The 18,101-nt window shown below is 64.3% G+C and carries 17 protein-coding genes; 7 read left to right on the forward strand and 10 right to left on the reverse strand.

All coding sequences use genetic code 11. The annotated features are described in order from the left end of the window. Nucleotides 1–116: 116 nt before the first annotated feature. Nucleotides 117–2,147 carry an FAD-dependent oxidoreductase gene (locus tag OH799_RS31195; RefSeq protein ID WP_406271583.1) on the reverse strand — a complete coding sequence of 677 codons (2,031 nt, stop codon included), beginning with the start codon at nt 2,145–2,147 and terminating at the stop codon, nt 117–119. Nucleotides 2,148–2,169: 22 nt separating this feature from the next. Further along, the gene (locus OH799_RS31200) at nt 2,170–2,724 is read right to left on the reverse strand and encodes a PadR family transcriptional regulator (protein WP_406271585.1); all 555 of its coding nucleotides are present in this window, start codon (nt 2,722–2,724) and stop codon (nt 2,170–2,172) included. A 137-nt stretch (nt 2,725–2,861) separates the two neighbouring features. On the opposite strand from OH799_RS31200, the gene OH799_RS31205 reads away from it, so the two are divergent. After that, nucleotides 2,862–4,232, forward strand: a complete 1,371-nt coding sequence (locus OH799_RS31205; protein WP_406271588.1) for an MFS transporter — start codon at nt 2,862–2,864, stop codon at nt 4,230–4,232. A 22-nt stretch (nt 4,233–4,254) separates the two neighbouring features. Here the strand turns inward: OH799_RS31205 and OH799_RS31210 are convergent, their stop codons facing one another. After that, nucleotides 4,255–4,875, reverse strand: coding sequence for a TetR family transcriptional regulator (locus OH799_RS31210; RefSeq protein WP_406271591.1), 621 nt, complete (start codon nt 4,873–4,875; stop codon nt 4,255–4,257). Between the two features lie 171 nt (nt 4,876–5,046). Here OH799_RS31210 and OH799_RS31215 point away from each other — a divergent pair, with 171 nt between their 5' ends. The 3 genes from OH799_RS31215 to OH799_RS31225 are packed head-to-tail and all read left to right on the forward strand — an operon-like array spanning nt 5,047 to nt 7,645. After that, on the forward strand, nt 5,047–6,168 hold the full coding sequence (locus OH799_RS31215; RefSeq protein WP_406271593.1) for a ferredoxin reductase: 1,122 nt from the start codon (nt 5,047–5,049) through the stop codon (nt 6,166–6,168). Between the two features lie 19 nt (nt 6,169–6,187). Continuing rightward, nucleotides 6,188–7,336 (forward strand): fatty acid desaturase family protein, encoded by a 1,149-nt coding sequence (locus OH799_RS31220; protein WP_406271596.1) that lies wholly within the window; start codon nt 6,188–6,190, stop codon nt 7,334–7,336. Beyond that, nucleotides 7,337–7,645 carry a hypothetical protein gene (locus OH799_RS31225; protein ID WP_406271599.1) on the forward strand — a complete coding sequence of 103 codons (309 nt, stop codon included), beginning with the start codon at nt 7,337–7,339 and terminating at the stop codon, nt 7,643–7,645. A gap of 15 nt (nt 7,646–7,660) precedes the next feature. On the opposite strand, the gene OH799_RS31230 is transcribed toward OH799_RS31225, so the two are convergent. Continuing rightward, nucleotides 7,661–7,876 (reverse strand): hypothetical protein, encoded by a 216-nt coding sequence (locus OH799_RS31230; RefSeq protein ID WP_406271602.1) that lies wholly within the window; start codon nt 7,874–7,876, stop codon nt 7,661–7,663. Nucleotides 7,877–8,256: 380 nt separating this feature from the next. Here OH799_RS31230 and OH799_RS31235 point away from each other — a divergent pair, with 380 nt between their 5' ends. Together OH799_RS31235 and OH799_RS31240 are read left to right on the forward strand one after the other, a co-directional pair. After that, nucleotides 8,257–8,583, forward strand: a complete 327-nt coding sequence (locus tag OH799_RS31235; RefSeq protein ID WP_406271605.1) for a hypothetical protein — start codon at nt 8,257–8,259, stop codon at nt 8,581–8,583. Between the two features lie 233 nt (nt 8,584–8,816). Further along, nucleotides 8,817–9,494 (forward strand): DUF4389 domain-containing protein, encoded by a 678-nt coding sequence (locus OH799_RS31240; RefSeq protein WP_406271608.1) that lies wholly within the window; start codon nt 8,817–8,819, stop codon nt 9,492–9,494. 42 nt (nt 9,495–9,536) lie between these two features. On the opposite strand, the gene OH799_RS31245 is transcribed toward OH799_RS31240, so the two are convergent. Genes OH799_RS31245 through OH799_RS31255 form a run of 3 tightly spaced genes read right to left on the reverse strand, consistent with a single transcriptional unit; the run spans nt 9,537 to nt 12,200 of the window. Beyond that, entirely contained in the window at nt 9,537–10,523 is a 987-nt protein-coding gene (locus tag OH799_RS31245) for an ATP-binding cassette domain-containing protein (protein ID WP_406271611.1), read from the reverse strand. Further along, a complete protein-coding gene (locus tag OH799_RS31250) occupies nt 10,520–11,347 on the reverse strand; it encodes an ABC transporter permease (RefSeq protein WP_406271614.1) in 828 nt (275 codons plus the stop codon). The genes OH799_RS31245 and OH799_RS31250 overlap by 4 nt, the downstream gene beginning before the upstream one ends. Continuing rightward, nucleotides 11,340–12,200: an ABC transporter permease gene (locus tag OH799_RS31255; RefSeq protein WP_406271617.1), complete on the reverse strand. Its 861-nt coding sequence runs from the start codon at nt 12,198–12,200 to the stop codon at nt 11,340–11,342. The genes OH799_RS31250 and OH799_RS31255 overlap by 8 nt, the downstream gene beginning before the upstream one ends. Before the next feature lie 74 nt (nt 12,201–12,274). Between OH799_RS31255 and OH799_RS31260 the strand changes: the two genes are divergently transcribed. Next, nucleotides 12,275–12,403: a hypothetical protein gene (locus tag OH799_RS31260; RefSeq protein WP_406271620.1), complete on the forward strand. Its 129-nt coding sequence runs from the start codon at nt 12,275–12,277 to the stop codon at nt 12,401–12,403. A gap of 66 nt (nt 12,404–12,469) precedes the next feature. On the opposite strand, the gene OH799_RS31265 is transcribed toward OH799_RS31260, so the two are convergent. From OH799_RS31265 to OH799_RS31275, 3 genes are all read right to left on the reverse strand, one after another. Further along, entirely contained in the window at nt 12,470–14,749 is a 2,280-nt protein-coding gene (locus OH799_RS31265; protein ID WP_406271623.1) for a hypothetical protein, read from the reverse strand. 7 nt (nt 14,750–14,756) lie between these two features. Continuing rightward, nucleotides 14,757–15,230 carry a type VII secretion target gene (locus OH799_RS31270; protein ID WP_406271626.1) on the reverse strand — a complete coding sequence of 158 codons (474 nt, stop codon included), beginning with the start codon at nt 15,228–15,230 and terminating at the stop codon, nt 14,757–14,759. A gap of 601 nt (nt 15,231–15,831) precedes the next feature. Next, complete coding sequence (locus OH799_RS31275) at nt 15,832–18,099, reverse strand: hypothetical protein (RefSeq protein WP_406271628.1); 2,268 nt, start codon at nt 18,097–18,099, stop codon at nt 15,832–15,834. Between the last annotated feature and the right edge of the window lie 2 nt (nt 18,100–18,101).

Raw genomic sequence — 18,101 nt, forward strand, 5'->3', positions numbered from 1 at the left:
CGGCTCCCTGCGCTGAACCACGGACGACACTCTGCGTGCAAACGAATCAGGCCGCGCCGTCGTGTACACAGGCCAGCCGCCGGGCGTCGACCATGTCGATGACTGTCGGAGCTGCGTCAGAGGCGCGCGGCCAGGCGGGTGCCTTGGTCGATAGCACGTTTGGCGTCGAGTTCGGCGGCGAGGTCCGCGCCACCGATGAGATGGACGTTGACGTCCGCGGCGCGCAGTGGGGCGACCAGATCGCGGACGGACTCCTGACCGGCACAGACGACGACGTTGTCGACCGGGATCAGCTGAGGACGTTCGCGTTTCGCGCCGAAGCTGACATGCAGCCCGTGGTCGTCGATGCGCTCGTAGTTCACACCGCCGATCTGCTCGACGCCCTTGGCTTTCAGTGCCGCGCGGTGCACCCAGCCGGAGGTCTTGCCGAGGTCTTTGCCGAACGGCGTCGTCTTGCGTTGCAGCAGAACCACTTCGCGGGCGGCGGGAGCGGGCTTGGGTGTGGTGAGCTGGCCGGGGACCTGCTCGTCGTCGGAGGTGACGCCCCACTCCTCCTTCCACTCGTCCAGCTTCAGCGCGGGATGTCCTTCGACGGTGAGGAATTCGCTGACGTCGTAGCCGATGCCGCCGGCACCGATCACGGCGACGCGCTTTCCCACCGGCTTCTTCTCGCGCACCAGCTCGGAGTAGGTGAGCACCATGGGGTGGTCGATGCCGGGGATGTTCGGGATGCGAGGCTGCACGCCGGTGGCGAGCACCACCTCGTCGTAGCGGCCCTCGACGATTTCGTCGGCGCCGACCCGCTTCATCAGATGCACAGTGACGCCGGTGATCTCGAGCATCCGCTGGTAGTAGCGGATCGACTCGTCGAACTCCTCCTTGCCCGGGATTCGGCGGGCGATGTCGAACTGTCCGCCGACCTTGTCGTCGGCCTCGAACAGATCGACGCGGTGGCCGCGCTCGGCGAGGTTCACTGCCGCGGACAGCCCGGCGGGGCCCGCGCCGACCACCGCGATCCGCTTGGTGCGGCGAGTGGGCAGCAACGTCAGCTCGGTCTCGTGCCCGGCGCGCGGATTGAGCAGACAGGACACGGTCTTGTGTTGGAAGGCGTGGTCCAGGCAGGCCTGGTTACAGGCGATGCAGGTGTTGATCTCGTCGACCCGGTCCTGCGCGGCCTTATTCGCCCACTCGGGGTCGGTGAGGAACGGGCGGGCCAGGGAAACGAGCTGGGCGTCCCCGCGAGTCAGGATCTCCTCGGCCACCTCGGGCATATTGATCCGATTGGACGCGCAGACCGGAATGCTCACCTGGGCGGTGATCTTCGCGGTGAACTCCACGAACGCCGCGCGGGGCACCGAGGTCACGATGGTGGGCACCCGTGCCTCGTGCCAGCCGATGTCGGTGTTGAGGATGTTCACCCCGGCTGCTTCGAGGTCCTGGGCCAGCGCGATGATCTCCTCGATGGTCTGCCCCTTCTCCACCAGGTCGGCCATGGACAACCGGAACACGATGAGAAAGTTCGGGCCGACGGCGGCGCGGGTGCGGCGCACGATCTCCACCGCGATCCGGCGCCGGTTCTGCGCCGAGCCGCCCCACTTGTCGGTGCGCTTGTTGGTGCGTGACGCGAGGAACTGGTTGATGAAATAGCCTTCGCCGCCCATGATTTCGCAGCCGTCGTAGCCGGCGAATTGGGCGAGCTGGGCGCAGCGGGCGTAGTCGTCGATGGTCTGCTCGATGCCCTTGGTCGAGAGTTTACGTGGCCGGAACGGATTGATCGGGGCCTTGATCGCGGAGGCCGACACGCTGCCGGGCATATAGGAGTAGCGGCCCGCGTGCAGGATCTGGATGGCGATCTTGCCGCCCTCCGTATGTACTGCCTTGGTGATCGCACGGTGCCGGTACGCCTCGGCCTTATTGGTCAGCTTGGCGCCGAACGGCAGGAGCCAGCCGGTGCGGTTGGGTGCGTAGCCGCCGGTGATGATCAGGCCGACGCCGCCGCGTGCGCGTTCGGCGAAGTAGGCGGCCAGCTTGTTGGTGTCCCAGGCGCGGTCCTCCAGGCCGGTGTGCATCGACCCCATCACCACGCGGTTGGGCAGGGTGATGAAGCCGAGGTCGAGCGGCTCGAACAGATGGGGGAAGGAACTCATGGGTGAGTCTCGCCTTTCTCCGTCACTCCGCGCGCGGGCTGACGCGCGGGTGCAGTGCGTGCAGAACTTCGTCGCACCATTCGACGAACCCCGACTCCACGCGGATGCCGGCGCGCAGGACGAGGTACTGGTGCAACGCGGTCCCGGAGAGCTGGCTCGGGACGGGGAAGTCGCGTTTCTCGATGACCAGATACAAGTCGAGCCGTTGCGCATGCTGGTCACGGTGGCGGGCGACCTCGGTGCGCAGCGCGTCGATATCGCCGTAGGCGGCGGCGCGGATCTTCACCGCGAGCTCGTTGCGGGGGGTGCCGGAGTCGAACGGTTCGGCGATCCAGCGGGCCAGTTCGGTGCGACCCGCTTCGCTCACCGAGTAGACCTTCTTGTCCGGTCGACCCTCCTGGGTCACCGACTCGCTGTTGAGCCAGCCGGACTCCGCCATACGCTTGAGTACCCGGTAGATCTGCTGGTGGGTGGCGCTCCAGAAGTAGCCGATGGATTTGTCGAACCGGCGCGCCAGCTCATATCCCGAGCCGGCGCGCTCGGTCAGCGATACCAGCAACGCATGCTCGAGGGCCATGCGGTCAGGGTAGACGGCACATTCGGTACTATGCAACTTGGTGCATAGCGGCTCCGCAGCGCTTTTCGAGCCGTGTCGCCCGGACGGACATGCGCGAGTGGCCCCGTGCGCGGGTGTCGGCGGATAGGCTGCGCGGCATGACCGAGGTGAACGCGCGGGCGACGGTCGGACAGGCCGCCGGGCGCGGGCAAGTGGTGGCGTGGGGGTTCTGGGACTGGGGGTCTTCGGCGTTCAACGCCGTCATCCTTACCTTCGTGTTCTCGGTGTATCTCACCGACAAGGTTGGTGACGATCTGCCCGGCAAGGTCTCCGCCAGCGCGTGGTTGGGCTGGACACTCGGGATCGCGGGACTCATTGTGGCGCTGACCGCGCCGGTCAGCGGCCAACGCTTCGACGCGTCGGCAAAACGCAAACGTTCCCTGGGCATGTTGACCGCGCTGACGATCGCCGCGATGACGCTGATGTTCTTCGTGCACGACGACTACCACGACCTGTGGCTCGGACTCGTGCTGCTCGCCTTCGGCTCGGCCTGCTTCGAGCTGGCCAACGTGCCTTACAACGCGATGCTGCGGCAGGTGTCCACCCCTGCCACGGTCGGCCGGGTCTCCGGATTCGGCTGGGCCATGGGCTATTTCGGCGGCATTTTCCTCCTGCTGATCTGCTACTTCGGCTTCATCTCCGGCGAAGGCGACAATCGCGGACTGCTCGGAATACCCACCGACGAAGGGCTGAACATCCGCCTCGTCGCTGTGCTCGCGGCCGTGTGGTTTGCCACCTTCGCGCTCCCGGTCCTGTTCGCGGTACCCGAAATGCCGCGCACGGACGCCGATCCAGGGGCGGCGAGCGCCGGATTCCTCGGGTCGTATCGAGTACTCTGGCGCGATCTGTGTGAGCTGTGGCGTGTCGATCGCCACACGGTGATTTTTCTCGTCGCCAGTGCCGTGTTCCGCGACGGGCTCGCCGGGGTGTTCACCCTCGGTGGGGTGCTCGCCGTGCGGGTCTACGGGATCGCCGATTCGGATGTGCTGCTGTTCGGCATCGCCGCCAATGTCGTCGCTGCGCTGGGCGCGATCGTCGCGGGCCGGTTCGACGATCGCGGTGGGCCGAAGATCGTCATCGTGGTGTCCCTGGCCGCCATGCTGGTGTGCGGGCTCGCGTTGATCGTGGTGTCCGGCCCGCTGATGTTCTGGATCTTCGGGCTACTGCTCACCGTCTTCGTCGGCCCGGCGCAGGCGTCGGCGCGCTCCTTCCTCGCCCGTCTGGCTCCACCTGGACGCGAGGGCCAACTCTTCGGCCTGTACACGACTACGGGACGCGCCGTATCCTTCCTTGCCCCAAGCCTTTTCGGTCTGTTCGTCTGGTTGTTCGATGCCGATCGCGCGGGCATCGCCGGTCTGCTTGTCGTGCTCGCGGTCGGACTCGCGGTACTGCTTCCGGTGCGACCGCCGGACCCGGTCGCGGCTCAGGAGGGGATCGACCCGGCGCCGGGCGAGCCGATGGGCAGCTGAGGTTTCCGGTGTGCGTGCCGACTCACCGCTGTTTCGGTGGCTGCCACGCGCCCATGCCGAGTGCGATCAGCCGCATCTGCTGCACGGTGCGGTCGATGATCGCACTCTCCTCGCGCAGTGCGGCCGAAACGTAGGCGGCGATCCCGTCGGTGACCGTCGCAACCATCAGGTCGGCGGCGATCTCCAGATCGTGTGGGGGCCAGGAATCCAGGGCGCTGATCCGGGAGAGGTCGGCGACGAGTTCCCGCACGATCAGCCGCAGCTCCAGCGCGATCGCCTTGCGCAGCGCCGCGGAGCCGCCGTGCCGTTCCCGGGTGAGGAAGCCGAACAGTTCACGCTTCGGGCCGACCTGCTCGAACACGAAGCGCACCGTGTCCGAGAGGCTCGCGTCGGAGTTGCGGCGCACTTCGCGCAGGGCGAGACGCAGTGCGGTGACACCGTCGTCGACCAGCGTCGCGCCCAAGTCGTCCAGCGACGCGAAGTGCCGGTAGAAGGCGGTGGGCACGATGCCCGCCGAGCGGGTGATCTCCCGCAGGCTGAGTGCGGCGAAACCGCGGTCGGCGGCCAGCGTCAGGGTGCCGTCCAGGAGTGCCTGCCTGGTCCGCTCTTTGCGTTCGCCTCGGGTAGCTGCCTGCTCGCTCATCACGGTGAGCATACATCCGTTCACCATTTGAATTATCCCAAGCTGTCGTTCGGGTCACATGTTTTGCCGGTTGACACCTGCCCCCTGTCATCGGTCACACTGGTTGAGTGTACAGACGTGCACTGAAATGTGGGTCGCACGTCCTCAGCAGACAAGAGGCATGGAGAACGAATGGTGGATCTCATCAACCTGGTGCAGACCCTGACCTCGCCACACCCGCTGGACCGGTACCTGGAACTGGTCCGCCCCACGCTGACCGTCCGGGACATGCGGGCCGAAATCACCCACGCGGACCGTTCCGTGCCGGGGTCGGTAACGCTCGCGCTGCGCCCGACCCGGCAGTGGAAAGGCCATGCCGCCGGGCAGTACGTCCAGATCGGCGTGGTAATCGACGGCGTTCGGCACGCCAGGTGCTATTCGCCGGTCAATCCGGAGAACGGCCGGGATCGCCACATCCAGCTCACCGTCAAGGCGCATCCCGGCGGTCTGGTGTCGCAGTTCCTCTACCGCAACGCCACACCCGGCATGGTGGTCGACCTGACGCCCGCCGACGGCGTGTTCCGGCTCCCCGAGCCGCGCCCGGAGCGAGTGCTGCTGATCAGCGGCGGCAGCGGCATCACGCCGGTGCTGTCCATGCTGCGCACGTTGGCCGCAGAGGGTCACCGGGGCGAGGTCGTGTTCTTGCACTACGCGAAATCGGCGGAGGTGGTGCCGCACCGCACCGAGCTCGACGTCATCGCGCGGCGGCACCAGAACTTCCGGATCGAGCTGCGTCATCCGTGGCGATCGAGGAGGGTCGCGAAGCGGGTCGACCCCGGCGCGGCAGAAGTGGACGTCGCGCCCGCGCAGGGCAGCGGGTACTTCGATTACGACGAACTGGAGCGCGTGGCGCCTTGGTTCGCCGACGCGCAGACCTATGTGTGCGGCCCGCGGTCGCTGATGGATGCGGTGCGCAAAGTCTACGAGGCCGAGCAGCTGGACGACCGTTTGCACACCGAGGAGTTCACCCTGTCCGTCGCACCGATCGAGGCGACGGAAACGTATGGCACGGTCAATTTCTCGGCCAGCCGGGTGAGCGCGGACAACAACGGCGCCACCCTGCTGGAGCAGGCCGAATCCGCCGGCCTGACGCCGGAATACGGCTGTCGCATGGGGATCTGCTTCTCCTGCACCGCGGTCCGCCGCACCGGCTGCACGCGCAATGTGCGCACCGGCGAGTGCGACAGCGATCCCGATCAGCCGATCCAGCTGTGTATCAGCGCGCCGGTCGGCGACGTCGAGATCGACATCTGACAACGAAGGGGTAGTAATCATGACCATCCTCACCGAAACCCAAGACGGACCACTGGTCCTGAGCCCGGAGCAGATCGAGGAACTCGGCCGCGAACTCGATGCGCTGCGCGCCGCGATCGTCGCCGATCTCGGCGAGCGTGACCGGGAGTACCTCTACTCCATCATCAAGGCGCAGCGAGGTTTCGAGATCGCCGGGCGGGGACTCATGTACCTCGGCTTCCTTCCGCCGTTCTGGCTGGCCGCCGTGGCCGCGCTGAGCGTGTCGAAGATCCTGGACAACATGGAAATCGGCCACAACGTGATGCACGGCCAGTACGACTGGATGCGCGAGCCCGGCCTGAATTCCCGCGTCTTCGAGTGGGACACGGTCTGCCCGGCGGACCAGTGGAAGCACTCGCACAACTATCTGCACCACACCTACACCAACATCCACAACAAGGACCGCGACATCGGCTATTCCATCCTGCGGATGGACGAGGGCCAGAACTGGAATGCGCTGCGTCTCGGGCAGCCGCTGTACGCGTTCGTGCTCATGGTCCTGTTCGAGTGGGGCGTGATGGGTCACGACCTCGAGATCGAAAACATCCTGAGCGGCAAGAAGAAGTGGCCGGAGGTCAAGCAGCTGATCCTCGGACAGTGGCGCAAGGCGAGCAAGCAGGTACTCAAGGACTACCTGGTGTTTCCCGCGCTGACCGGGCCGCTGTTCTTCCACACGCTGGCGGGCAACGTCACCGCCAACCTGGTTCGCAACGTATGGGCCTTCGCGATCATCTTCTGCGGCCACTTCCCGACCGGCGTACAGACGTTCACCGAGGAGGAGACCGCGGACGAGACCCGCGGCGAGTGGTACATCCGCCAGATGCTCGGCTCGGCGAACATTACCGGAAGCAAGCTGTTCCACATCATGTCGGGCAATTTGTCGCACCAGATCGAACACCACCTGTTCCCCGACCTGCCCGCGAGTCGCTACCCCGAGATCGCGCCCACCGTGCGCGCATTGTGTGAAAAATATGGGCTGCCGTACAACACCGGTTCGCTGGGCAAGCAGATCGGCTCGGTATGGAAGAAAATTTTCAAACTCGCGCTGCCGCCCCGCATGGTCGGGAGCGAACCATCTCCCGGTGTTATCGTGATGCGTCAGCGAAAGGCGAGCGAAGTGGGCGTGTGAATGATCGGGAAATTCGAAAGCAACAAGGATCTCATTCAGGAATTGACATCCTCGGGCGCCAAGCATGTCGGCAATATCGCTCACATCATCACCGGCACCGTCGCGGAGGTCACCAGGGAGATCGGTGAGTGGATCACCGATGCGATCGAGATGAACGAGGCAGCCGCCGCGGCCAGGAAGGACGCGGCGGTACAGCAGGATCGCGATCGCGACGATGTCGCGGCCCCCGTCGCCGAGCCGTCGCCGACCGCGCCGGAGGCGTTCGTCGACGCCGAGGTCGTCGAGCCCGAGGTCGACAAGCCGCGCTGATCACCACATCGGTAATCAGCGCCCGCGTTCGATGGCGTCGGCGATCGGATTCCGGTATCCGTCGGTCAGCTGGTCCGGTCCACTGCAGGTGGGCTTCCACGCCCACCTGCAGTGGATTCGGCCGCGCAGGTAATTTTTCACCAGAAGGGCCTTGGGGCGTGCGCGAAGTAGCGCGGCGCGCGGTCGCAGCTCCTCGCCTCCGAAACGAAGTTCAGCGTATTCCGCTGGCATGGTATTCCCCTGCGGCGACGATTCGAATCCTGGATACGCCAGGGCCGAGGGGGATTTCGAGGGGCACCCCTCGGCTCCGGCGCAGTCCCGCGTCCGGACCTCACCCCACGGTTCACCGACATGGCGGAGAAACCGGGAAATCCGCGACGATGCGACGAGTGCGACGGCCCGAGAAATCGGGACAATTTCAGGAAAGCGCGGTCGTCGAATTCGCGCAATAGCGCGATGTAAAAATCTCGAAGCTGGCGGAGAATTGTTATGTTCCGTTACAGATCGGTCACTGAGAATCGCCTGCGGTTCGGTTCCCGATCGCCCGAGCGCATGAGCAGCAATCGGTTCGGTGCAGCGGCTGCGCGGCGTGGTCCGATCGACTAGCCTCGATGTTCGTGCCCGCCTATGTGTCATCGCCCGAGTTGACATTCGGCTTCATGTTCGCCCTGGAAGACCCTGAGCGAATCGCGGAGGTCGTGCGTGACCTCATCGTCCGCAAGACCATCTCGGTCTTCCGCCTTGCCCGCCTGTCCGACGACGACGGCCCGCCGGAGCGGTACGTGGTGAACTGGGCTGTCATTCCGCAGATTTCGATCACGACCGCCGCCCCGGACCAGGATGAACTCCGGGCCAGTCGCACCATGCTGGTGAACGCCTTCCTCAGCGAGGAGGGCGAGGTCAGTTTGTATTCGGCGCAGGGGAGCGGACCGGTCTGACCACGGATCGCGTCCGCCGCCCGAGACTGGGAATGGTGGTTCGGCCGTACCATCGAGGCCGCGCGACCTCATTGCCATCCAGCTCCCACGGATCGAGTCCCCGTGCGACGCAATTTCGGATCGTTGGCGTGTCGGTATCAGAAGGTGCCGTACCTGGTAGTCCCATACGCGACAATCAGGACATCCCGCACTGGTTGCAGCTTGCATCGGAGCACCCGGAAGGAACGTCGATCATGGAACCCGAGAAGCCCGTCCCGCCCAACCCGATTCGCGTTCGAGGAGATCTCGACCCCGCGCTGTCGCGGTGGATGTGGCTGGTCAAGTGGCTATTGGCCATCCCGCACTATATTGCGCTTTTCTTCCTGCATCTCGCCTACCTGGTGCTGACGATCGTCGCCTTCTTCGCGATCCTGATCACCGGCAAGTATCCGCGGGCGCTGTTCGATTTCAATGTCGGTGTCATGCGCTGGGGCTGGCGGGTCACCTTCTACTCCCTGTCGGTGCTCGGCACCGACAAGTACCCGCCGTTCAGCCTGCAGCCGAACGCGGAGTACCCGGCCGATTTGGAGATCGATTATCCGGAGACGCTGCACCGAGGTCTGGTGTTGGTGAAATGGTGGCTGCTGGCCATCCCGCACTATTTGATCGTCGCCGCGATGGTCAGCGGAGGCGTCGCCGTCGGGATGGGCGATTCCGACGACTGGGGCGGTGGTGGCTCGATTCCGCTGCTCAGCATCCTGCTGATCGTCGCGCTGATCGCGTTGCTGTTCACGGCGCGCTACCCGCAGGGGGTGTTCGACTTCGTGCTGGGTATCAACCGCTGGCTCATCCGGGTCCAGGCCTATGCGAGCCTGATGCGTGACGAGTACCCGCCCTTCCGTCTCGATCAGGGCGCACGCGAAACACAGTGAACATCGATAATTCTGTCACTCCGACCGAATCCGCCCGCTGAATCAGCGGGCGGATTCGTATATCCGCCGGACCACGTCCTCGATCTCAGGTTCTTCGATCGACAGATCCCGCACTTCGGCCCGATCCGACACGGCGGCGAGCAGTTGTGCGGCCGTGATCTTCTCCGGATCGAAGGCCAGCCGCTGCCGCATACCGTTGCCCTCGCTGGCCAGCAGTTGAGCCGAGGGGAGGTCGTCGATGTCCGGTGTCGGCTCGGCCAAATCGACCACCAGCACTCGCTTCGCGCCGACAGTAGTCGCCAATCCGGTCAACGACCCGTCGTACACCAGACGGCCGTGGTCGACGACGAGCACGCGGCCGCAGAGCCTTTCGATATCGCCCATGTCGTGCGTGGTGAGCAGCAGGGTGGTTCCGCGATCGGCGCGCTCGGCCCGGAGGAACTCGCGCAATCGCTGTTTGGACAACACGTCCAGGCCGATGGTCGGCTCGTCGAGAATCACGAGTTCGGGTGAATGCAGCAGCGCCGCGGCTACTTCCGCACGCATGCGTTGACCGAGCGACAGCTGGCGCACGGGCGTGTCGAGCGTTTCCGCCATTTCCAGCTGCTCGACCAGCTCGTGCGTGCGCTTGCGCGCGCTGTCCGGCTCTAGCCGGTGGATCGCGGCGAGGATCGAAAACGACTCGCGCAGCGGCAGATCCCACCAGAGCTGGGACCGCTGGCCGAACACCACTCCGATCCGCCCGGCCAGTTCCCGACGCTGGCGCACCGGGTCCAGCCCGCAGGTGCGGACGGTGCCGGACGTGGGCACCAGGATGCCGGTGAGCATCTTGATGGTGGTGGACTTGCCCGCGCCATTGGCGCCGATGTAGCCGACGGCGGCGCCCCGCTCGATCCGAAAGGTCATCCGGTCGACCGCCGTGAGTGTCTCTCGGCGTCGTCGCCAGCGACGCCCGTTTTTGCGGTAGAGGGTGAATTGCCTGGTCAGCTCGTTCATATCGACGATCGCGTCCGGTCGCGTCATACTCATCCGCCGCCTCCCTGGTAATGCCGTGTACCAAGCCGCCAGAGGTACAGCGCGAGAAGCCACACCCACAGTGTTGCGAGCGGAATCAGCCAGGCGAGCCAGGCGGGAAGCAAGGGCGGACCGGGCAGTCGAAGTAGCGCGAGGGTGGGCAAGTAGGCGGTGAACGCGACGGGGATGGCGAATCCGAACAGCAGTCTCATCGGCGTGGGGAACACCGACACGGGCTGAGTGGCGGCGAACGAGCCGCCGTAGGTGAAGCTGTTGGTGAGCTCGGAACCGTCGATCAGAAAGAATTGGAGTCCGGCGGCGCAGACGAACACGCCGCCGAACAGCGCGACACCGCCGGACATCGTCAGTGTGAGCAGTGCGGTCGTCTTCGGTCCCCAGTCGATGTCGTTGCGCACCAAGGCAATCCCCAGCACTCCGATCGCGACCGCGGCCCTGGCGAATCTGCGCAGCGAGATGTCGCTGGTGATCAGTTGCAGCAGTAGCGGTTGCGGCCGGAGGTGATAGGCATCGAGTTGTCCCATTCTGATGAGCGCAGGCAAGGTGTCCAGGTGCCCGAACAAAACCTGGGATAGCGCGAAACTCGAGTGACTCAGTCCGAATAGCAGCAGCGCCGCATCCAAGTCCAGGCCGCCCAGCACCCGCGCGGTGCGGAAGATGAGCCAGACTTCCGCGAACTCGATGAGACCCATCACGATTGCGCTGAAAACCTCGCTCGCGAAGGACAGTCGATAGCTGCGCTGGGCGCGTATCCGAGAGCGCAGCACCGCCACATAGGGTGTCGACCACGACCCTGAGCGGGACGGCGCGACCTCAACCACCCTGCACCTCCAGCCTGCGACGTCCAGCGACCAGCAGCACTCGACCGGCCGACCCGATCACCAATACCCAGAACACCTGGACCCCGACGACCGCAAAGGCTTCCGCTCCGGTGATCCGGCCCGAGATCAGGTCGACCGGGGACTGCAGGATCGACGGAAACGGGGTGGCGTCCGCGATCGCGCGCAGCCAAGACGGAAACATGTGCACCGGCACGAAAAGCCCGGCGAGGAAAGTTCCCGCTGCGTAGTACAGCTGGCGGATACCGCGGGTCTCGACGACCCAAAATCCGATCAGCGCCACGGCGAATCGGCACAGAAACGAGATTGCCACGGCCAGTAGCACACTTACCACGCCGAGCAGATACGGGACGGGCGTTCCCGGCATCGCCAGCCCGAACGTGAGCGCGCCCACAAGCACGCTCGGCACTCCGCGTGGCAGGAAAGTGCACACAGCTCGTCCGAGATCATCGGCGAGGTAGCCGAATTGGATGTCGACCGGGCGCAGGAAATCGACCGCGATGTCGCCGTTGCGCACTCGATCGTCCAGCTGGCCTAGCGGCCCCATGAACTGCACCGCACCGAGAAGCCCTTGCGAGAGCCACACGTAGGCGCCGATGGTGCCCTGGTCGTAGCCGCCGAAGTCACCCGTGGCGTCTACCGCGGCGACCAGTACCGCCGCGCGTACGAACCCGAACACACAGTTGGTGAACAACCCGGCGAACATCGCCAGCTTGTACTGTGACTGTTTGCGGAATCCGGCGCCGACCAGATACGCGTAGACAGCGACGGAACCATGAAGTCGTTTTACGATGGCACGCTGTCCGTCCCCCTCCGGTATGCCGCGCACAAACATTCGAGCCTACTGAACGCTGGCTGTGTGTGAAAGTGCTTTCGTATTTCTTTGCGAAAAGGTGCGGGCTCGGCTCGGTGTACGGTGCGACCATCGAGGACGCGCCGCCAGCGGAGAAGATCGGCCAGGACGCATGGAATCGTGGATCACTCATGGAGACTTCGGATTCGGCCGAAGAGGTGGTCGAACTGATGCCGTTGTGGTGATGGTTGGTTGGTCGCTGGTCGTCTCGGTAGGGGGTGGTGTGGTCAGGTAGCTGTTGTGGGTGGTTGTCAGCCGGGGATGGCGGGGGCGGCGACCTGGGGTGTGGGGGCGGTGATGGGTGGTGGTGCGGTGGGGGTGGATTGGTTCATGTCGATGGTGGGTGGGGCGGTGGGGAGGGTGTCGGTCGGTGCGGTGGCGGCGTCGACGCCGGTGGGATGGAAGAAGCCCTGGAAGGCGCCGTAGGGGCCGTGGTTGTCGTCGACGGGATTGTGGGGGTCGAGGGGGACGAGTTGACCGTTGGTGATGTAGTGCAGTCCGTCGTCGGTGACTACCGCGATCGCGGATCGGTTCTCCCATTGCACGATGTCGCCGGTGCGCAGGCTCGCGCTGTCGATGGTGGTCCAGGTGTGGCCGGAGGTGGATTCGCCGAGTGTGCCGGCGTAGGCGGCGCGGGCGTCGCTGCCGTTGGGGTTGTTGAACTCTCGGTTGACCGCCTCGGCCACAGCGGCTGAAACCTTTTGGGTGGCTCCGTTCGGTAGTCGCATGTCCACCATGGCGCCGGACCCGCCGATCGGTGGTGGCGCGGTCGCGGCGGGGTCGGCGGTGGCTGTCTGCTGGGCGGCGGTGGTGACGGTCGCCTGCTGCTGCGCGGTGGCCTGCTCCTGCTGCTTGTGTCGGTCCTCTTGCTCCTGGGCCTCTTGCTCACGCTCCCGCTCGGAACGGTCCCTGTCCTTCTGCTGGGCCTGCTGCATCATCTGCGACATCATCTGCATCATCATCATCGGCATCATCATGCCCAGCATCGAATTGGCGCCACTGCCTGCGGCGGCCGCGCCTACGCCTGCGCCCGTGGCGGCGGCGGCAGGGACCGCCCCCCCGGTCAAGCTATCCCTCAGCTGGTCGAACAGCGAAGAACCATCCCCCGTGGTACCCGAGGCATCGGTCACGCCATCGGTCAGCCCGTCGGTCAGGCCATCGGTCAGCCCGTCGGTCAGGCCGGCGTTCGTGAGATCACCGAACACGTCGCTGTAGTCCTGCGGGGGTGTTTCGGTGGTCGCGGGTGGCGGCGTTCCCCCGGTATCGCCCAGCCCGGCCTGATACCCGTCTTCGTATCCGGACTTGTATTCGGGCGAATCCTCGTCGACTTCTCTTTCTTTTTCCTCGTTGGTTTGCTTTGCGTCGTCGACGATCTTGTCGACGTCCTCCACGGTCTTGTCGATCGCCGTGAAGAGTTCTTCCTCCAGGTCCGGCAGAATTTGTTTGTAGGTATGATATCCCATCTCTCCCACGGACTTGGTTTGTACGTCTTTCACGGCATCGATCGCACGCAGCTGTTCGTCGAGTTCATCGATCGCGGCCATTATCGATTTGAACGAGTCGCTGTTTTTCTGGTCGGTAGCGACGGCGATCGACCGGATCTTCTCGTCCAGGTCTTTGAAGTGGTTCTTGACCTGAGTGTCCTGGTTGAGATACGAATTGTGCGAGTCGGTGGTCGACGACTTATTGTCCTTGTCGAGCAATCCCTCGTTCTGCAGCCAGTCCGCGACATCCTTGGCCAGTGAGGCCTTCCCCTTGCCGAAGCAGTCCACCTGCAGTTGTAGACATTTCTGAGCTTCGTTGATCGCGATGCGCAATGGCTCCGACTCCGCCGGCGGGTGGTACAGCAGCACCAGCTCCACATGCTTGGGCGGGGCTTCGGGAAGGATGGTCCTCAACACCTTGCCGGTGTCGCGATCGATGACCTTGATACTACCATCCACCCCGAGCTTGACATCGTTGTTCGGGTCCGTCAGGAGATCCGCGACGTCGGCTCCGGCGTACCCCCACAGCTTATTACCGTCTTTGTCGGTGAGAATCAGCTGTTTGTCCGCGTCCAGCGTCAGCGTGTAATCACCGTTGGTGATCGAATTGCGCGCCTTGCCCTCGTCGACCTCTTTGGAATCTGCCGGGGCCAGCTTCTCCCCGGGCTCCAGCCGGTCATCACGACGATCATCGACAGGCGGCAGTTTTTCTTCGGCGGTGGGTTCTTTCTTTTCGGGGGGTGGTGGCGGATCGAATCCCTCGATCTTTTCATCCGAGATATGTGAAGTTGATGTCTTGGAGACATCCGAGTAGCTTCTCGAAAGGGTTTGGCCGCCGTCGTACTTGTGTAGATTCCCCTCCGAATCGATGACATTTCGCTCGTTGTAATTTATTGCCTGATATTTACCGTCTCCGCTGCAGTAGTAGGGCTGCATATCCCCAGCGGAGTTTTCATAGTAATAGTAGCCCTTGTCCTCCGGTGTGCTGCCGATGTCATTGGCGAGGACCCACTTACCGTCTTTGTACTGGTAGAAAACATCACCCATGGCAGCCTCAGCCTCGCGAACTATTGACGGACGGACGTTCCGAATCCGGAGCAGGACCGATCGGCACCACAGAAACTCGGTCGAATGGAATAGTCGCGTCGGGTGCGGCCACGACACCGGTCGCCACCGCAACCCGCACCCGGTTCATCTCTGGCGTCAGCACGGCCGGGACATCCGCGAACACCGGATGCTTCACCATCTGCTCGTGTATGTACGCCGCATCCTGCCATCGCTGCCGGCCCGGTTTGCCGTTCGCGCGGTCGTGTTGGTCGGCCATCGCGTTGCCGATGCGTTCCCGAGCCCCGTAGGAGCGCACCATTGCCCGCTCCACCGGCGCGGCGATCGGGCCGTAGCTGGCGCGGAAGTTCTTCAGCCAGTCCGTCGGCTGCCGTGCCCAGTCCCGGGTCCGCGCCGCGGCCGCGTCGTGGCCGCCGGCCAGGCGGCGGAGCGCGTGGGGATCTATGTCCAGACGGTCCGGCATATGTCAGACGATCCTTTCTCCGTGGCGCCAGATATTCATTGTCCTTACTTCCCATCCGTGGGACGCTGAACCCGAGGGGCGACTCGACGTCCGGCACGGGCCGGTTCGTGTCCGATTCGGCGCGGCCTCGATGCACTTCTCTGTCAGCCGAGCTCCACGGGAGCCGGTATCGGAACGAAATCGCCACGGCCCGCGACGCACTCATCAGGCCGAGCAGGTAAGGGTCGCTGCGCAGGCATTGCCAGCCCGGACGCGCGCGCCGATCAGGACACTCGGCACTCCGCGCGGTAGGAAGGTGCATGCTGCTCGTCCGAGATCGTCGACGAGTCAGCCCGAATTGGATGTCGATCGGCCCGTAGGGTATCGACCGCGACGTCGCCGTTGCGCATCCGATCGTCCAGTTGCCTGGGCGGCCCCATGAATCGCACCGCATCGAGCAGCCCCTGCGAGAGCCAGACGTAGGCCGATGTCGCCCTGGCCGTAGCCGCCGAAATCGCTCGTGGCATCCGCTGAGGCGACCAGGACCGAATGCCGCTGTGGTGATGGTCGCTGGTCGTCTCGGTAGGGGGTGGTGTGGTCAGGTAGCTGTTGTGGGTGGTTGTCAGCCGGGGATGGCGGGGGCGGCGACCTGGGGTGTGGGGGCGGTGATGGGTGGTGGTGCGGTGGGGGTGGATTGGTTCATGTCGATGGTGGGTGGGGCGGTGGGGAGGGTGTCGGTCGGTGCGGTGGCGGCGTCGACGCCGGTGGGATGGAAGAAGCCCTGGAAGGCGCCGTAGGGGCCGTGGTTGTCGTCGACGGGATTGTGGGGGTCGAGGGGGACGAGTTGACCGTTGGTGATGTAGTGCAGTCCGTCGTCGGTGACTACCGCGATCGCGGATCGGTTCTCCCATTGCACGATGTCGCCGGTGCGCAGGCTCGCGCTGTCGATGGTGGTCCAGGTGTGGCCGGAGGTGGATTCGCCGAGTGTGCCGGCGTAGGCGGCGCGGGCGTCGCTGCCGTTGGGGTTGTTGAACTCTCGGTTGACCGCCTCGGCCACAGCGGCTGAAACCTTTTGGGTGGCTCCGTTCGGTAGTCGCATGTCCACCATGGCGCCGGACCCGCCGATCGGTGGTGGCGCGGTCGCGGCGGGGTCGGCGGTGGCTGTCTGCTGGGCGGCGGTGGTGACGGTCGCCTGCTGCTGCGCGGTGGCCTGCTCCTGCTGCTTGTGTCGGTCCTCTTGCTCCTGGGCCTCTTGCTCACGCTCCCGCTGGGAACGGTCCCTGTCCTTCTGCTGGGCCTGCTGCATCATCTGCGACATCATCTGCATCATCATCATCGGCATCATCATGCCCAGCATCGAATTGGCGCCACTGCCTGCGGCGGCCGCGCCTACGCCTGCGCCCGTGGCGGCGGCGGCAGGGACCGCCCCCCCGGTCAAGCTGTTCCTCAACTGGTCGAACAGCGAAGAACCATCCCCCGTAGTACCCGAGGCGTCGGTCAGCCCATCGGTCAGGCCGGCGTTCGTGAGATCACCGAACACGTCGCTGTAGTCGGTCTGGGCGCCGAAATCTTCGGTGGTCGCCGCCGGCAGCAGACCTCCGGCATCGCCCAGCCCGGCCTGATACCCGTCTTCGTATCCGGACTTGTATTCGTGCGAATCCTCGTCGACTTCTCTTTCTTTTTCCTCGTTGGCCTGCTGCGCGTCGTCGACGATCTTGTCGACGTCCTCCACGGTCTTGTCGATCGCCGTGAAGAGTTCTTCCTCCAGGTCCGGCAGAATTTGCTTGTAGGTATGAGATCCCATCGTTCCCACGGACTTGGTTTGTACGTCTTTCAGGGCATCGATCGCATGCAGCTGTTCGTCGAGTTCATCGATCTCGGCCGTTATGGAATTGACGCCCTCGATTGTTTCCTCTTCCGTAGCGACGGCGATCGACCGGATCTTCTCATCCAGGTCTTTGAAGTGTTTCTTGACCTGAGTGTCCTGGTTGAGATACGAATTGTGGGAGTCGGTGGTCGACGATTTATTGTCCTTGTCGAGCAATCCCTCGTTCTGCAGCCAGTCCGCGACATCCTCGGCCAGTGAGGCCTTCCCCTTGCCGAAGCAGTCCACCTGCAGCTGCAGACACTTCTGCGCTTCGTTGATCGCGATGCGCAACGGCTCCGACTCCGCCGGCGGGTGGTACAGCAGCACCAGCTTTACATGCTTAGTGTCGTCCGCTTCGCGGATGACCCTCAGCACTTCGCCGGTGTCGCGATCGATGACCTTGATACTGCCATCCACCCCGAGCTTGACATCGTTGTTCGGGTCCGTCAACAGATCCGCGACGTCGGCTCCGGCGTACCCCCACAGCTCATTACCGTCTTTGTCGGTGAGAATCAGCTGCTTGTCCGCGTCCAGCGTCAGCGTGTAATCACCGTTGGTGATCGAATTGCGCGCCTTGCCCTCGTCGACCTCTGTGGAACCTTCCGGGGCCAGCTTCTCCCCGGGCTCCAACCGGTCACCACGGCGGTCTTCAACAGCCGGAAGCTCGTCGCCGCTTGAACCGTCGCCGTCTTCATCGTTTTCGTTACCGCCGCTGGGGGGCGGCGGATCGAACCCCTCGACATTTTCACTCGAGATATGTGAAGTAGATGTACTAGAGACATCCGAATAGCTTCTCGACAGCGTGGGACCGCCGTCGTACTTGTGTAGATTCCCCTCCGAATCGATGACATTTCGCTCGTCGTAATTTATTGCCTGATATTTACCGTCTCCGCTGCAATAGTAGGGCCGCATATCCCCAGCGGAGTTTTCATAGTAATAGTAGCCCTCCTCCTGTGGTGTGCTGCCGATATCATTGGCGAGGACCCACTCACCGTCTTTGTACTGGTAGAAAACATCACCCATGG

This window comes from Nocardia sp. NBC_00881 (genome assembly GCF_045207455.1).
In the GTDB taxonomy this organism is placed as follows: Bacteria; Actinomycetota; Actinomycetes; order Mycobacteriales; family Mycobacteriaceae; genus Nocardia.

What these genes read in the sequence shown, in the direction of transcription:
- OH799_RS31240 (WP_406271608.1), top strand. Translation starts at nt 8,817, where the DNA reads ATGGAACCCGAGAAGCCCGTCCCGCCCAACCCGATTCGCGTTCGAGGA.
- OH799_RS31245 (WP_406271611.1), bottom strand. Translation starts at nt 10,523, where the DNA reads ATGAGTATGACGCGACCGGACGCGATCGTCGATATGAACGAGCTGACC.
- OH799_RS31215 (WP_406271593.1), top strand. Translation starts at nt 5,047, where the DNA reads ATGGTGGATCTCATCAACCTGGTGCAGACCCTGACCTCGCCACACCCG.
- OH799_RS31270 (WP_406271626.1), bottom strand. Translation starts at nt 15,230, where the DNA reads ATGCCGGACCGTCTGGACATAGATCCCCACGCGCTCCGCCGCCTGGCC.
- OH799_RS31200 (WP_406271585.1), bottom strand. Translation starts at nt 2,724, where the DNA reads ATGGCCCTCGAGCATGCGTTGCTGGTATCGCTGACCGAGCGCGCCGGC.
- OH799_RS31275 (WP_406271628.1), bottom strand. Translation starts at nt 18,099, where the DNA reads ATGGGTGATGTTTTCTACCAGTACAAAGACGGTGAGTGGGTCCTCGCC.
- OH799_RS31230 (WP_406271602.1), bottom strand. Translation starts at nt 7,876, where the DNA reads ATGCCAGCGGAATACGCTGAACTTCGTTTCGGAGGCGAGGAGCTGCGA.
- OH799_RS31265 (WP_406271623.1), bottom strand. Translation starts at nt 14,749, where the DNA reads ATGGGTGATGTTTTCTACCAGTACAAAGACGGTAAGTGGGTCCTCGCC.
- OH799_RS31205 (WP_406271588.1), top strand. Translation starts at nt 2,862, where the DNA reads ATGACCGAGGTGAACGCGCGGGCGACGGTCGGACAGGCCGCCGGGCGC.
- OH799_RS31255 (WP_406271617.1), bottom strand. Translation starts at nt 12,200, where the DNA reads ATGTTTGTGCGCGGCATACCGGAGGGGGACGGACAGCGTGCCATCGTA.
- OH799_RS31235 (WP_406271605.1), top strand. Translation starts at nt 8,257, where the DNA reads ATGTTCGTGCCCGCCTATGTGTCATCGCCCGAGTTGACATTCGGCTTC.
- OH799_RS31220 (WP_406271596.1), top strand. Translation starts at nt 6,188, where the DNA reads ATGACCATCCTCACCGAAACCCAAGACGGACCACTGGTCCTGAGCCCG.
- OH799_RS31195 (WP_406271583.1), bottom strand. Translation starts at nt 2,147, where the DNA reads ATGAGTTCCTTCCCCCATCTGTTCGAGCCGCTCGACCTCGGCTTCATC.
- OH799_RS31225 (WP_406271599.1), top strand. Translation starts at nt 7,337, where the DNA reads ATGATCGGGAAATTCGAAAGCAACAAGGATCTCATTCAGGAATTGACA.
- OH799_RS31210 (WP_406271591.1), bottom strand. Translation starts at nt 4,875, where the DNA reads ATGAGCGAGCAGGCAGCTACCCGAGGCGAACGCAAAGAGCGGACCAGG.